At 71.1% G+C, this 13,932-nt stretch carries 9 protein-coding genes; 4 read left to right on the forward strand and 5 right to left on the reverse strand.

Features of this window, described 5'->3' with window-relative positions; genetic code table 11:
* Positions 1-6: 6 nt before the first annotated feature.
* The 3 genes from ACTWNK_RS07480 to ACTWNK_RS07490 are packed head-to-tail and all read right to left on the reverse strand — an operon-like array spanning position 7 to position 2,961.
* Positions 7-762 carry a decaprenylphospho-beta-D-erythro-pentofuranosid-2-ulose 2-reductase gene (locus ACTWNK_RS07480; RefSeq protein WP_474303068.1) on the reverse strand — a complete coding sequence of 252 codons (756 nt, stop codon included), beginning with the start codon at positions 760-762 and terminating at the stop codon, positions 7-9.
* Positions 759-2,075: an FAD-binding oxidoreductase gene (locus ACTWNK_RS07485; protein WP_474303070.1), complete on the reverse strand. Its 1,317-nt coding sequence runs from the start codon at positions 2,073-2,075 to the stop codon at positions 759-761. Before ACTWNK_RS07485 ends, ACTWNK_RS07480 begins: the two co-directional genes overlap by 4 nt.
* Positions 2,068-2,961: a decaprenyl-phosphate phosphoribosyltransferase gene (locus ACTWNK_RS07490; RefSeq protein WP_474303072.1), complete on the reverse strand. Its 894-nt coding sequence runs from the start codon at positions 2,959-2,961 to the stop codon at positions 2,068-2,070. The genes ACTWNK_RS07485 and ACTWNK_RS07490 overlap by 8 nt, the downstream gene beginning before the upstream one ends.
* A gap of 88 nt (positions 2,962-3,049) precedes the next feature.
* Here ACTWNK_RS07490 and ACTWNK_RS07495 point away from each other — a divergent pair, with 88 nt between their 5' ends.
* The 4 genes from ACTWNK_RS07495 to ACTWNK_RS07510 all read left to right on the forward strand — a co-directional run bounded on the left by ACTWNK_RS07495 (position 3,050) and on the right by ACTWNK_RS07510 (position 10,208).
* Complete coding sequence (locus tag ACTWNK_RS07495) at positions 3,050-4,675, forward strand: hypothetical protein (RefSeq protein ID WP_474303074.1); 1,626 nt, start codon at positions 3,050-3,052, stop codon at positions 4,673-4,675.
* A 141-nt stretch (positions 4,676-4,816) separates the two neighbouring features.
* Positions 4,817-8,311: a bifunctional glycosyltransferase/CDP-glycerol:glycerophosphate glycerophosphotransferase gene (locus tag ACTWNK_RS07500; RefSeq protein ID WP_474303076.1), complete on the forward strand. Its 3,495-nt coding sequence runs from the start codon at positions 4,817-4,819 to the stop codon at positions 8,309-8,311.
* Positions 8,312-8,359: 48 nt separating this feature from the next.
* A complete protein-coding gene (locus tag ACTWNK_RS07505; protein ID WP_474303078.1) occupies positions 8,360-9,133 on the forward strand; it encodes a CDP-alcohol phosphatidyltransferase family protein in 774 nt (257 codons plus the stop codon).
* Between the two features lie 19 nt (positions 9,134-9,152).
* Entirely contained in the window at positions 9,153-10,208 is a 1,056-nt protein-coding gene (locus ACTWNK_RS07510) for a sulfotransferase family protein (RefSeq protein ID WP_474303080.1), read from the forward strand.
* Here ACTWNK_RS07510 and ACTWNK_RS07515 read toward each other — a convergent pair.
* Complete coding sequence (locus ACTWNK_RS07515) at positions 10,198-11,262, reverse strand: glycosyltransferase (protein WP_474303082.1); 1,065 nt, start codon at positions 11,260-11,262, stop codon at positions 10,198-10,200. The two genes, ACTWNK_RS07510 and ACTWNK_RS07515, sit on opposite strands and share 11 nt — an antisense overlap.
* Positions 11,259-13,928: a bifunctional glycosyltransferase/CDP-glycerol:glycerophosphate glycerophosphotransferase gene (locus tag ACTWNK_RS07520; RefSeq protein ID WP_474303084.1), complete on the reverse strand. Its 2,670-nt coding sequence runs from the start codon at positions 13,926-13,928 to the stop codon at positions 11,259-11,261. Before ACTWNK_RS07520 ends, ACTWNK_RS07515 begins: the two co-directional genes overlap by 4 nt.
* Between the last annotated feature and the right edge of the window lie 4 nt (positions 13,929-13,932).

The raw sequence follows: 13,932 nt of genomic DNA on the forward strand, positions 1-13,932 counted from the left end.
CGGGGATCAGCCAGGCAGGCGGCGGAAGACCGAGCGGGGCAGGTGGCGCACCGCCGACATCACCCAGCGGAGCTTGCCCGGCGCCCAGACCGTGTGCGCGCCGGTCCGCAGCCCTGTCATGATCGCCTCGGCCACGCCCTGCGGCGTCGTGGCGAACGGGGCCGGCTTCAGGCCCGTCGTCATCTTGGTGTGCACGAAGCCGGGCCTGACCACCAGCACCTGCACCCCTGTGCCCTGCAGCGAGTCCCCGAGCCCCTGCGCGAAGGCGTCGAGCCCGGCCTTGGCCGAGCCGTAGAGGAAGTTGGCACGGCGCGGCCGTTCGGCGGCGACCGAGGAGAGCACCACCAGGGCGCCGTGCCGCTGGCGGCGCAGGGCGTCGGCGCAGACCACGGCGGCCGAGACCGCCCCCACATAGTTGACCTGGGCCACACGCGCGGCGGCCAGCGGGTCGTGCTCGTCCTTGGCCTGGTCGCCGAGCACGCCGAAGGCCAGCAGCACGATGTCGATGTCGCCGGTGGCGAAGACGTCGTCGAGCACCTTCTCGTGGTCCTCGACGGCGAAGGCGTCGAAGCCGACGGTCTCGACGGAGGCTCCCGCCGTGCGCAGGTCGAGCGCGGCGCGGTCGAGTGCGGGCGAGGGGCGGCCCGCCAGCACCACACGACGCACCCTGCGGCCGACCAGCAGCCTGGCGGTGGTGAGGGCGATCTCCGAGGTGCCGCCGAGCACGAGCAGGGACTGGGCCTCGCCGAATGCGTTCTTCACAGGTGCAGCCTCCTGGCCAGGTCGGATTGGAACACCCCGCGCGGGTCGAGCGCCCGCCGCAGGGCACGGAAGCGGTCGAGCGAGGGGTACATCACCGGCAGCAGCTCGGGCGCGAGCCGCGAGTCCTTGGCGAGGTACACGCGCCCGCCGACTGCCACGACCTCCTCGTCGAGCCGGTCGAGCAGCGCGGGCAGCCCCCGGGTCGCGGCCGGGAAGTCGAGCGCGAGCGTCCAGCCCGACGTGGGGAAGGACAGCCAGCCCCCGCTGGCCGGTCCGAAACGCTTGAGCACCGACAGGAACGAGGGCGCGCGGGCGGCGCTGATCGCCTCGACGATGCGGCGCAGCGTGTCCTCGGCGCCCGAAGGCACCGCGAACTGGTATTGGATCAGCCCGGCCCTGCCGTAGACCCGGTTCCAGCCGGAGACGAAGTCCAGCGGGTGGAAGAAGGAGCCGATCGGCCTGGTGTGCGTGGCCTCGCGGGGCGCCTTGGCGTACCAGACGTCGTTGAACAGGGCGACCGTGCGCCGGTTGAGCAGCCCGCCGGGCACGCGCTTGGGCGCGCCCGCCAGCACCCTGGGTGCGAACGCCAGGTCGCCGCGCGGGGCGTGCTCGCCGCCCTCGAACACCGAACGGCCGAGCGACCTGCCCTTGGCCAGGCAGTCCAGCCAGGCGACGGTGTAGCGGTAGCGCGAGTCGGCCTCGGCCATGACCGTCATGATCTCGTCGAGGTCGCGGCAGCGCCTGGTGTGCACGACCATGCTGGAGCTCTCGACCGGGATCAGCCTGAGCGTCACCCTCGTGATCAGTCCGGTCAGCCCCATGCCTCCGGCCGTCGCCCAGAACAGCTCCTCGTCGGGGCGCACGGTCCGGCTCAGCCCGTCGGCGCCGATGAGCTGGAACTCGGTGACGTGCTGGGCGAAGCTGCCGTCGACGTGGTGGTTCTTGCCGTGGATGTCGGCCGCGAGCGCCCCGCCGACCGTCACGTTGCGGGTGCCCGGCGTGACGGGCACGAACCAGCCTTCGGGCAGGGTGACCCGCATGAGCTGGTCCAGGCTGAGCCCGGCCTCCGCGGTGACCTGCCCGCCGGAGAAGGAGACGATCCGGTCCAGGCCCGTCATGTCGAGCACGGCGCCCCCGGCGTTCTGCGCGGGATCGCCGTAGCTGCGGCCCAGCCCTCTGGCGATGAGCCCCCTGCCCGACGCCGAGCGGATGGCGTGGGTCAGGTCGCCGGTCCCGGCGGGTCTGCTCAGCAGTGCCACGCTCGGCGCGGTGCGGCCCCATCCGGTGAGCACGGCCTCACGCCGCTCAGCCATGGAACACCCCCGCGGCGAACAGCGCGGCCCAGGCGGCGCCCAGCCACAGCAGCGCGCGGTCCTTGAGCACGACGTCTTCGGGCTCGCCCGCACTGCCCCTGTCGATGTGCCAGGCGTAACGCAGGAAGACCAGGGCGAACGGCACGATGGTGAACCTGGCCCACGGGTTCTCGAACGCCCACAGGCAGTAGGTCGTCATGGCGACGGCCGCGGCCGACTGCCACACGAAACGCAGGTACCCCGGTGTGTACCCGGCCAGCGAGCGCCGTGTGCTGGCCGCCTCCTCGCCCATGACGGTCAGCTCGGAGGAGCGTTTGCCCGCCACCATGAACATCGAGGCGGCCCCCACCACGATGAGGAACCACTGCGAGATGGCCAGCCCGGCGATCACCCCGCCGAGCGCGGCCCGCAGCAGGAACCCGGAGGCCACGATCGTCAGGTCGAGGATGAGCACGTGCTTGAGCCGCACGCAGTACGCCGCGTTGAGTGCGAGATAGCCGCCGATCATCGCACCGGCGACGGGACCCTGCGAGGCGGCGAGCCCGAGCGCGGCGGCGGCCAGCGTCGCGCCCACGGCCAGCGCCAGCGGCGCCGGGACCACCCCGGCCGCGACCGGCCGCGTGCACTTGGTGGGATGGGCGCGGTCGGCCTCGCGGTCGAGCACGTCGTTGAGGAAGTAGACGGCGGAGGCGGCCAGGGAGAAGACGGCGAAGGCCAGGGCGGTGGCGAGTGCTCCCGCGCCGGTGAAGGCGCCTGCCGCCAGCGGCGCGGAGGCCACCAGGATGTTCTTCACCCATTGCCTGGGCCGTGCGGTGCGCACGATTCCCCTGAGGGTCCCGCCCGTCGTGACGGTGACAGGGCGTGCCTCGGTGCTGATCAGACTCACGAGCGGCGTCCCCCCGAACTAGCGCTCTGATGTCGAATGACTACGTTAAGTTAGCGCTGTTCTTGCCTCCTGACCACCGGAGTGTGAAATGACGCTGACGCTGCGCGACCTGTCGTTCGACTCCCCGCACGTCGTGCGGCCGAGCCGCCTGCCGGTGGTGGCCGCCGTCGCCGTGCCGATGGCCGTGCTGGTCGTGCACGCGCTCGCCTACGGCTCCTGGCTCGTCGACGACGCGGGGATCACCTTCGCCTATGTGCGCAGCCTGGCCGAGGGGCACGGCTTCGCCCAGCAGCAGGGCGCCCCGAACGTGGAGGGCTACTCCAACCCGCTGTGGCTGGCGCTGCTCCTGCTCGGCCGGGTGGCGGGGCTGTTCGACCACGGTGCGGTCCTCGGCGTGCCCGACTACGTGCTCTTCCCCAAGGTGCTCGCGCTGGCCTGCTGTCTCGGGGTGCTGCTGGCCTTCCAGTGGGCGTTGCGCTCGGCGTGGGTGACGCTGGCGGCGGGGCTCGCGCTCGCGGTCAATCCGTCGTTCGTGCACTGGGCGATGTCCGGGCTGGAGAACCCGCTGCTGGGGTTGCTGGTGGCGGTGCTGTGCGCGGTGCTGATCAGGGGGGACCTGCGTTCGGAGCGCACGGCCCTGGCATGCGGGCTGCTGGCGTTCGGCGCGGCGCTGACCAGGCCGGACGGGGCCGTCTATGCCGCCGCCTTCCCGCTGGTAGCGCTGGTGACCTGGCGTGCGGGCGCGAAGGCGGTCGGGGTGAGCGTGGCGGCCTTCGCGCTGCCCTATGCGTTGTTCCTCGGCTGGCGGCATGTGATCTTCGGGCTGTGGGTGCCCAACACCGCCATCGCCAAGGCACAGGGTGTGCCCGCTCTGGCCGATCTGGGCAAGGCGGGCGACCTGCTCGGCTACGCGGGCTGGCTCACGGTGCTGCTGGTGGCCGGGCTCGCCGGAGCGGTCGCGGCCAGGCCGGAGCGGCGTGAGGTGCTGGCGGCGATGCTCGTGCCCTCCGCGCTGGCGCTCGCCGCCTACGGGGTGCTCGACCAGGACTGGATGCAGTTCTTCCGCTTCGCCACACCGGTCTGGGTGCTGGGCTCGCTGGTGGCCGGGTTCGTCCTGGTCGAGGTGCTGGGCGCCGCCTCGACCCGGAGCAGGGCCGTGCTCGCCCCGCTGGTGGCGGGTGGCGTCGTGCTGTCGGTGGCCGGGTTCGGCGTCGTGCAGGAGCGCATGCTGGCCGCGCCCACCGTGCCGCTGTGCCACGTGGCCGATCGGTTCGGCCGCCTGACCAACGCCTGGGCCGACCGGCTCGGCCTGACCTCGGGCTCGATCCTGCTGCCCGACCTCGGCGGCACGCTGCTGACCAGCCGCCTGGTGGTGCACGACCTGGCCGGGCTCACCGACGCCACGATCGCCAGGGCGCTGAAGAACCAGGACAAGGCCGCGATCGGTGACTACGTCTTCGACGTCGTACGGCCGACCTTCATCCACACCCACGCGGGCTGGTCGCGCAAGAGCGGTGTGCTGCGCGATCCCCGGCTGGTCCGCGACTACCTGACGATCATCGACCGGGAGGACTTCGTCCGCCGCGACGCCGTCCCCGACCCCGCCGCCTTCGCCGCGATCAAGGAATCGGCCGGACGGGAGACCGGGCGGTTGCACGGACTGCGGCAGACCGCTCCGTTGCGAGCCTGCGGTCAGACCCTGACGCCACGGTAAGCGACACGGAGATCATCGGCTCGACCTGTCAAGGGTTGGTCATGTCCGGCCACGGGGGTGATCTAGGCCGTGGAGACGGCCCAGGTCGCGGGGGCATTCTGGCGATTCGGAAGAACTTCGGATCAGCTGGAAGGGCTCAACGTGCCGCGAATCAGCGTCATCGTCCCGATCTACGACGTGGAGCCGTACCTGGGGCCGTGCCTGGAGTCGATCGCCGCCCAGAGCTGGCAGGACTTCGAGGTCGTCATGGTGGACGACGGCTCTCCCGACGCCAGTGCGGAGATCGCGGCTGGATTCGCCGAGCGGGACCCGCGTTTCGTCCTGCACGGCCAGGCCAACGCCGGGCTCGGCGCGGCCAGGAACGCGGGCATCGCCAAGGCGTCGGGGGAGTGGCTCACCTTCCTCGACAGTGACGACCTGCTGCCGTTGCACGCCTTGGAGGCGATGGCGGTCAGCCTGGAGGAGACGGGCTCCGACCTGGCCTGCGGCAACGTCCAGCGCTTCAGCAGCGCGGGCGTGCGGCAGTCGGCGATGCACCGGGCGATCTACGCCACCGGCCGCGCCCGCACGCACGTCACCCGTGACGCCGTCCTGTTCAAGGACAGGCTGGTCACCAACAAGCTGTGGAAGCGCTCGTTCTGGGAGAGCAACAAACTGGCCTTCCCCGAAGGCGTGCTGTGGGAGGACATCTCGGTCGCCCTGCCCGCGCACTTCCTGGCCTCCTCGGTCGACGTGCTGTCCACGCCCGTCTACCTGTGGCGTGAGCGCGAGGGCGACTCCCTCTCGATCACGCAGGACCGGGCCCAGGTCAAGGGCATCGAGGACCGCATCGCCGCCGTGCGTGCCGTACGCAGGTTCCTGCTGGAGAGCGGCAGGGCGGCCCATGTGCCCATGTGGGACCGTGTCGTCCTCGACAGCGACCTGCCGAACTTCCTCCAGGTCCTGCACGAGGGCGACGACGCCTACCGGCAGCGCTTCCTCGAGCTGGCCAACGACTACCTCGACGGGGTGTCGGCCGAGACGCTCGCCGAGGTGCCCGCCGTACGCAGGCTGAAGTGGCACCTGGTACGGCAGCGCGACCTCGACGGGCTGCTGGAGGTGCTGGAGCGGGAGAAGAAGGGCAAGCCGCGCGCCATGCGCAAGGGCCGCAGGTACTACCTCGACGGGCCGGTCGCGCAGGAGGTGCCCGCCGAGGTGGTGCGGATGCGCGAGGAGCTGACGCTGCAGCGACGCGTCGACCGGGTGGGCTGGGAGCAGGGGCAGCTCGTGATCGAGGGCAGGGCCACGCTGAGGTACCTGCGGCCCTCGCGCCGGATCCACCAGCAGATCTTCGCCTGGCTGGTGCACGAGGACACCAAGCGGCGGGTGCGGGTGCCGGTCAAGGCGACCAGGCGTGAGGCGTTCGCCCAGGCGCTCGGATCCGGATCGGCGCTGCACTGGGGCGGCTTCCGTATCGTGGTGGACCCGGCCAAGCTGCTGGCCGAGCAGAGCGGCACCTGGCATGTCGAGCTGACCGTGCTGCACCGGGGCATGCTGCGCAAGGAGCGGCTCGGCGGTCTCGGCCGCGACGCGCTCACCGGCGTGGGCACCGCCGAGCCGGTGCCTGGCACCAGGGTGGCCCCGCGCTGGAGCGAGGCGGGCGAGCTGGCCGTCGACGTGCTGCCGCAGACGCTCAAGGTGAGCTCGTGGGAGGTCGACGGCTCCCGGCTGCGGCTGTCCGGCGAGGTGCTCGGCAGGCTGGACCTCCCGGCCGAGCTGACCGTGAACAGGGCGCTCGGCGGCAGGCCGCTGCGCTCGGAGCTGGTCGTCATGGACGGCTCCTTCCATGCCGACGTCGACCTGACGTGCGTCGCGCAGGACAGGCTGCGCGGCCTCGATCCGGCCTCGCCCGAGGCGGTGGCGCTCGACGTGCCGGTCGACTGGCTGTTCCGGGTGGGTACGCATCGCCTCAATGTGGGCGACGAACTGGCCGACACGCGGCATGCCGTGGGCGGCAGGGAGGTTGTGCTCGGCGGTGTGCCGACGGGTGAGTTCGTGATGCGCGAGCACAGCCCGGCGGCCTCCGTCGAGGCGGCTGGCTGGGGGCGCGACGGCCTGCTCGCGGTCACCGGCGCCGTCACCGTCCCGGTGGCGGGCCCGCTGGAGCTGGTGCTGTCGTCGACCGATCGCGTGGAGGAGCGCGCCTTCCCCGTGCAGCAGCGCCCCGGCGGCTTCGCCACCGCCTTCAACCCGACCGCCCTCGAATCCCTGGCCGGCCGCCTGCCGCTGCCCGCGGGCCGCTACCGCGTCGCCCTGCGCGGCCCGGACGGCGAACTGCCCCTGGAGTACGGCTCGGCCGAGGCCTGCGTGCACGAGTTCGGCCACAGGGAGGTCAAGCTGTCGGCCGGACGCCACGCCAGGGCCGTGCTGACGATGGGGTCCGACCTCACCGAGGACGAGCGCGGCGGCGCCAACCAGCGCGCCCTGCGCGAGGAGAGGTACCCCTCCTGGCAGCGTCAGCCGATGCGCGAGGCGGTGTTCTTCGACTCCTACACCGGCAAGCAGTTCTCCGACAGCCCCAAGGCCGTCTACGAGGAGCTGCTGGCCAGAGGCGCCCGGCTGGACTACCTGTGGAACGTGCGTGACGCCCAGGTTGAGGTGCCCGAAGGAGTGCGGCCGATCAGACTGCACAGCGCCGAGTACTTCGAGGCGCTGGCCCGATGCCGCTATGTCGTCACCAACGCCCATCTGCCCGCCTGGTTCAGACGGCGAGAGGGCCAGGTGGTGCTGCAGACGTGGCACGGCTCGACGCTCAAGCGGATCGGCTTCGACATCGAGAAGGTGCTGTTCGCCAGGCCCGACTACCACGAGCGCCTGGCCACCGAGATCGCCCAGTGGGACTACCTGGTCTCGCCGAGCCCGTGGTGCACGCCGATCGTCAGGAACGCCTTCCGCTTCGAGGGCGCCATGCTGGAGACCGGCTACCCGCGCAACGACGTGCTCAGCCGCCCGGACACGGCCGATGCCGTACGCGCCCGGCTGGGTCTGCCCGAGGGCAGGAAGGTCGTGCTGTACGCCCCGACCTGGCGTGACGACAAGTACTACGCCAAGGGCCGCTACCGCTTCGAGATGAAGCTGGAGCTGCGGCGGCTGTGGGAGGAGCTGGGCGAGGACCACGTCGTGCTGGTGCGCCGCCATCCCAACATCACCGACCGGGTGACGCCGGTCGGCGAGGACTTCGTCTTCGACGTCTCCACCTATCCCGACATCCAGGAGTTGTACCTGGTGGCCGACGTCCTGGTCACCGACTACTCCTCGGCGATGTTCGACTTCGCGGTGACCGGCAGGCCGATCCTGTTCTACACCTACGACCTGGAGCACTACCGCGACGAGCTGCGCGGCTTCTACTTCGACTTCGAGGCCGAGGCGCCGGGTCCGCTGCTGCGCACGACCGAGGAGGTGCTGCGGGCCCTGCGGGAGCTGCCCGAGGTGGCCAGCAAGTACGAGGCGCAGTACGCCGCGTTCGTCGAGAAGTTCTGCCCGCTCGACGACGGCGGCGCGACGGGACGCGTGGTGGACGCCGTGTTCGACGATGCCGTGTTCGACGGAGGCGTGTTCGGCGAAAGGTCAAGAAGCGGCATGGACATCGCCCAATAGTCGCAGAGAGTAACCAGTGGTGAGCGCGCCGAAGCCATGCTGGAATCCATGAGGACCTATTCGCTCGATGACGTTCACGCGACACGCAAGCGGAGAGATTCCTGGTGGACCGTGTTCTTCGTCGACCCGGTCGCGTGCCGGGCGACCCTGGTGGTGGCCAACAGGACGAGCCTCACGCCCAATGCGCTGACGATCGGCTCGCTGGTCGTCGGCATGGTCTCGGCGGCCTGTTTCGCCGGTGGGGACCTGGTGGCGGGGGCGGTCCTGTTCTACCTCAGCTTCATGATCGATTGCATCGATGGGAAGATCGCTCGGCTGAAGGGCACGGGGACGCCCTTCGGCCTGTGGCTCGACTATGTCGGCGACCGGATCAGGGTGGTGTTCTGCGCCGCCGGTCTGGCCTACGGGCAGTACACCGCCACCGGTGACGTCGACTACATCGTGCTCGGCGCGGCGATCGCCGTACTCGACCTGTTCAGGTACGTCAACGCGCCGCAGATGAAGCGGGTGCGGGCGGCGCTGTCGGAAGGTGTCGTGGTCGCGGAGGAACGGACCGGCGTGGTGCGGCGGGGGCCGTTGCGCCGGTTGAACTCCCTGCTCGCCAGGCGTCGTGTGCGTTCGCACCTGATCAGCGGCATCGAGTTCCACGCCGCGGTGTTCGTGGTCGCTCCGCTGCTCGGGGCGTACGCGCTCATTCCGTTCTCGCTGGCGGCCAGTGTGCTGCTCCTGGCCAACGAGATCTTCCTTGTCTACCGGATGTGGCAGTTCACACGCCGTGCGGCGGCGCCTGTGAACGAGAGCCGTGAGCACGCGCTCGCCTGACAACGGGGGTAATACAGAAATGTCCGACCGGCCAGTATTCGTCATTGGCTGTCCACGTTCGGGGACGACGATGCTGCAGCTCATGCTGCACTCGCACCCGAGGATCGCCGTCCCGCCGGAGACCCGCTTCCTGGTGCCCGCCTACTACCGGCGCCGCGTGTTCGGGGACATGCGCGTCGAGGAGAACCGTCGCACGCTGGCCGAGTGGATCGCGGGCGACCGCAGCACCAAGTTCCGCGAGCTCGGCATCGACAAGGAGCGGTTCATCGGGCAGGCGGCCGAGGGGCCCGGCTCGCTCGGCTCGGTGATCGGCACCGCCTTCCGCGACTACGCCGACAGGTTCGGCAAGGCGCGGTGGGGCGACAAGCGGCCCAGCTACGTCAAGCAGGTCGACCTGCTGCTGCGGCTCTTCCCCGACGCCCAGTTCGTGCATCTCATCAGGGACGGCCGCGACTGCGTCTCCTCGCTGAAGGAGATGCCCTGGTACACCCTCGACTCCTTCCACGCCATCTCCACCTGGGCCGAGGCCATCGACGCCGGTCGCAGGCTGGCCAGGACGATGCCGGCCAACAGCTACTACGAACTGCGTTACGAGGACCTCACCGACGACCCCTCGACCGAGCTGAAGAAGCTGTGCGTCTTCCTGGACGAGGACTTCGACCAGGCGATGTGCTCGCCCCGCGCGGCGGCGAGCATCGCGGTGCCCGTGCACAAGGTCTGGCACAGCAACACCCACGGCGACGTGACCAGGTCCAGGGTGGGCAGCTGGGCCAAGCGCCTCGAACCGTGGGAGGTCGCGCTGTGCGAGCAGATGCTCGGCGAGCGCCTGGAGTCGCACGGCTACGAGCTGACCGGGGCGGCCAAGGCCACCAGGGAGCACGTCCTGGCGCTGCAGAAGACCATGCAGAAGCGCCGTGCCGGCCGGATGCGCAAGACCGTGCGTGACAGGTTCAACAGGTTCCGCGAGCCGGGACCGGTGGCGGCCCTGCTGACCAGCGGCCAGCGGGCACTCGGCGGCTTCCCCCAGCAGCGCGCCGAGTCCCCGGCGATGGAGCAGACGCACGTCATCTCCTGACATGCGCGAAGAGGGCTTCCCAGCGATCGAGCACGCGATCGAGCCTGAAGTCCTCGGCGCCCGCACGGGCGGCGGCTCCCACCCGCCGCCGCCCGTCCGGCGCTTCGGTCAGCGCGGCGAGCGCCCGTGCGAACGCGGGGACGTCGCCGGGCGCGACCAGCACCGGCCCGGCCGAACGCACGCCGCCCGAGACGTCGAACGCCACCGCGGGCACGCCGTGCGCCGCCGCCTCGACCAGCACGAGCGGCAGCCCCTCGTGCTCGCTGGAGAGCCCGAGCACCGAGGCGGCCAGGTACTCGGCCGTCATACGCTCGGCCGGGACCCGCCCTCTGAAGACCACCCGATCGGCGACGCCTTCGGCCAGGGCGTGCGCGCGCAGCCGTTGCAGTTCGGCCCCGTCGCCGATGAGATGAAGCTCCCACGGCGCCCGCGTGCCCATGGCGAACGCGGTGATCAGCCGGTCGAACCTCTTGACCCCTTCGAGCCTGCCCACACCGAGCACCCTGGGCGCGGTGAGTTCGGAGACCACGGCGGGCCAGTGCGGCAGCGGATTGGGCAGCGCCCAGGTGTTGGGCAGCAGCGCCTGCTCGGAGAACTGCCACGCGTCGTCCTCGCTGAGGAAGACCGCCTGCTCCAGATCCGGGTAGTGCCGCCTGATCGAGCCCAGGTGCCAGGAGCCCCGCGCGTGCTCGAACGAGCCGTGGTACTGACCGATCGGCCGCATCCGCCTGGGCAGCATCGGCGCCAGCCTGGTCACCACGCCGGGCGAGGTCAGCACGGCGAAACCGGGCCCGACCCCGTCGAGCAGCGCCCGCAGCTTCCGGTCGGCCGCCCTCCTGGCCAGCCGCCCCTCGGCTCCCATCGGCGCCCTGCTGATCACATGGTGGCGGTAGCCGGGCTCGGCGACGTAGCGGAACGGCTCGGCCGCCCGGTGCAGCCCGACGACGCGCACCGCGTGCCCCCGTCCGGCCAGCCCCTGGGCCACCGTGTGGGTGACCTGCTGGATGCCGCCGAGGGTGTCGGCGTCCATGCACGCGAACACGATCTCGCTCATCCGAAGAACTCCTCGACCACGCGCTCGGCCGCATGCCCCCGCTCGTCGGCGCACCACATCCGCCGCCACGCCTCGTACCTGCCCGCATAGGCCTCCCGTACGGCGGGCAGCTCGCGCAGTGAGGTGATCAGCTCGGCGGTCGTGGACACGCACGGCCCCGGCGCGATGGCGGGCAGGTCGTAGTTGACCCCGCGTTCGGTCAGCCGGTACTCCTCCCAGTCGTCGACCAGGAAGACCATCGGCTTGCCGGTCACCGCGTAGTCGCACATCAGCGACGAGTAGTCGGTCACCAGGGCGTCGGAGGCCAGCATCAGCTCGTTGACGTCGGGATAGGACCCGGCCGGCCGGACGAAGTGCCGCACGTTCTGCGGCACGCGGAAGCGCTCGACCGGATGGGTGCGCAGCACCAGCACCCAGTCGTCGGCCAGCGCCTCGGCCATCTCCTCCAGGTCGGCGCGCACCGAACGGCCCGACCCCTTGGCCTGGTCGCGGTAGGTGGGCGCGTACAGCAGGATGCGGTGGCCCTGCGGGATCTCCAGGCGGCGTCTGACCAGCTCGTCGTCGAAGTCGCCCAGCAGGACGTCGCAGCGCGGCGAACCGAAGCGCAGCACCCTGCCGGTGTAGCCGTTGGAGGGCACGAACGTGCGCTCGAACTCGGCGCCGGGCGAGACGAGCGCGTCCCAGCGGGCGACGGCGGCACGCCACTGCTCGCGCGGCCTGGCGAAGTCGGAGCGCAGGTCGGGCGCGTCGAAGCCGATCGACTTGATGCCCTGGCCGTGCCAGGTCTGCAGGTAGCGGGTGCCCTGCGGTTTGGGATAGTCGAGCGGCAGGCCGTGGCTGTCGATCCAGTACCCGGCCCTGGCCATCGTCCAGATGTAGCGCCAGCTCATCCGCCTGACCTGCCCGGCGTCGGCGGGGAAGTTCTTGCGGCCACGCGCGACCGACCAGACGGCGTCGACCGGCAGGCCGCTGCGGCGCATCTGCTCGTAGATGGCACGCGGGCTGCCGGTGTACCCCTTGCCGCAGTCGGACTCGAACAGTGCCAGGTCCTTGCGCCTGGGCACCACCTTGATCAGCGCCTTGTACACGCGCAGCTTCATCGCCGGTGTGCTCACCCTGGCCAGCACCTTGGCCCGCAGCGACCTGAGCGTGCGCAGGCCCGGCAGGCGTGAGCGGGAGGGGTCGGCCGTCGAGCTGACGCGCAGCACCCCGGCGTGGCCTTCGGGCCCGACCGTGAGCGTCCTGCCCTCGCCGCGCAGGGTGATCGGCCGCAGGCCGGGGTCGACGAGCAGCCTGTCGGTGGTGGTGTGGCCGTCGTGCTCCCGGGTGAAGCCGATCCTGGGGTCGGCCTTGACGACGTGGGCGAGGTCGAGCGTGGCCTCGCTGACATAGCCGCCCTCGCCCGCCGGTCTGGGGTCGAGCTTGGCCCTGGCCTTGCCGCATCGGATGAAGGCCGACCACTGGCGCGGCAGCACGCCGAACGGGTCGTAGGTCCGCACGACGAGCGAGAGCCTGGAGCCCTCGCCGCTGATCTCGACGACCTCGTGCCGCAGCCTGGTGGCGGTGAACGGCAGCTCGGCCAGACGCAGCCGGGTGATGTCGAGGCCGGGCGCGACCGTCGTGCCCCAGTAGGTACGGCCTTCGTGCCGTACGGCGGACCTGGGCGCGGCCTTGGGGCCGGTCAGCGAGCGGGCGGCCACCATGAGGTCCTCGACACGGTCGGCGGCGATCAGGTGGCAGCACACGCGGGTCATCGGGTCGATCCTGGCCAGCACCTCGGGTTCGACGCTCTCCAGGTAGGGGCGCACCAGCGCGGCGAACTCCTTGACCCAGACCGCGTCGCGCGAGGGCAGCGGGTTGAGGTAGACCATCAGGTCCTGGCGCAGGAAGCGGTGCTGGCGCTCGGGCACCAGATGGGCCAGGCCGCGCTCGCGCAGGATGGCGTCGGCCGCCCACGCCGCCCGTATCCTGTGCCTGACGTTGGCCATGTCCTTGACGCTGAGCGAGATCGAGGTCGGCCCGCTGCCCGGCGCCGCCCGGTGCCAGTGGTAGATCACCCACGGCACCACGGCGAACCTGCCCGCCGCCGCGTACAGCGCCGCGGCGAACACGTGGTCCTCGTAGTGCAGGTCCTCGGGGAAGCGCAGCCGGTTGCGCCGCAGGAACGCCATGTCGTAGAGCTTGTTGGTGCTGAAGGAGTCGACGAACAGCTCGGGCTCGGCGGCGATGCCCTCGACGACCCGCCGCCTGGCGAACAGCGAGGGGTAGTAGCGCTGGGTCCTGCCGCTCGCCTCGTACAGCCGGGAGATCTGCCCGCTGACGAAGTCGGTCCCGGTCCGCTCGATCTCGGCCAGCAGGCTCTTGCACGCGTGCCTCGGCAGCGTGTCGTCACTGTCGAGGAACATCACGTACGGTGAGGCGACCACGTCGAGCGCGTCGTTGCGCGGTGCGCCGCAGCCGCCGCTGTTGACCTCCCTGCGCAGGTAGCGCACGCGGGGGTCCTCACGCATGAGGCGCCTGGCGACCTCCTCGGTGGCGTCGGTGCTGGCGTCGTCCGAGATGATCACTTCGAGGTCGTGGAGCGACTGGTCGAGCACCGAACGCACGGCCCTGGGCAGGCGGGCCGCGTCGTTGTAGGTGATCACGACCACACTGCAGTCCGGCATGCCG

The sequence above is a fragment of the Nonomuraea sp. IBHARD001 genome, from assembly GCF_056106265.1.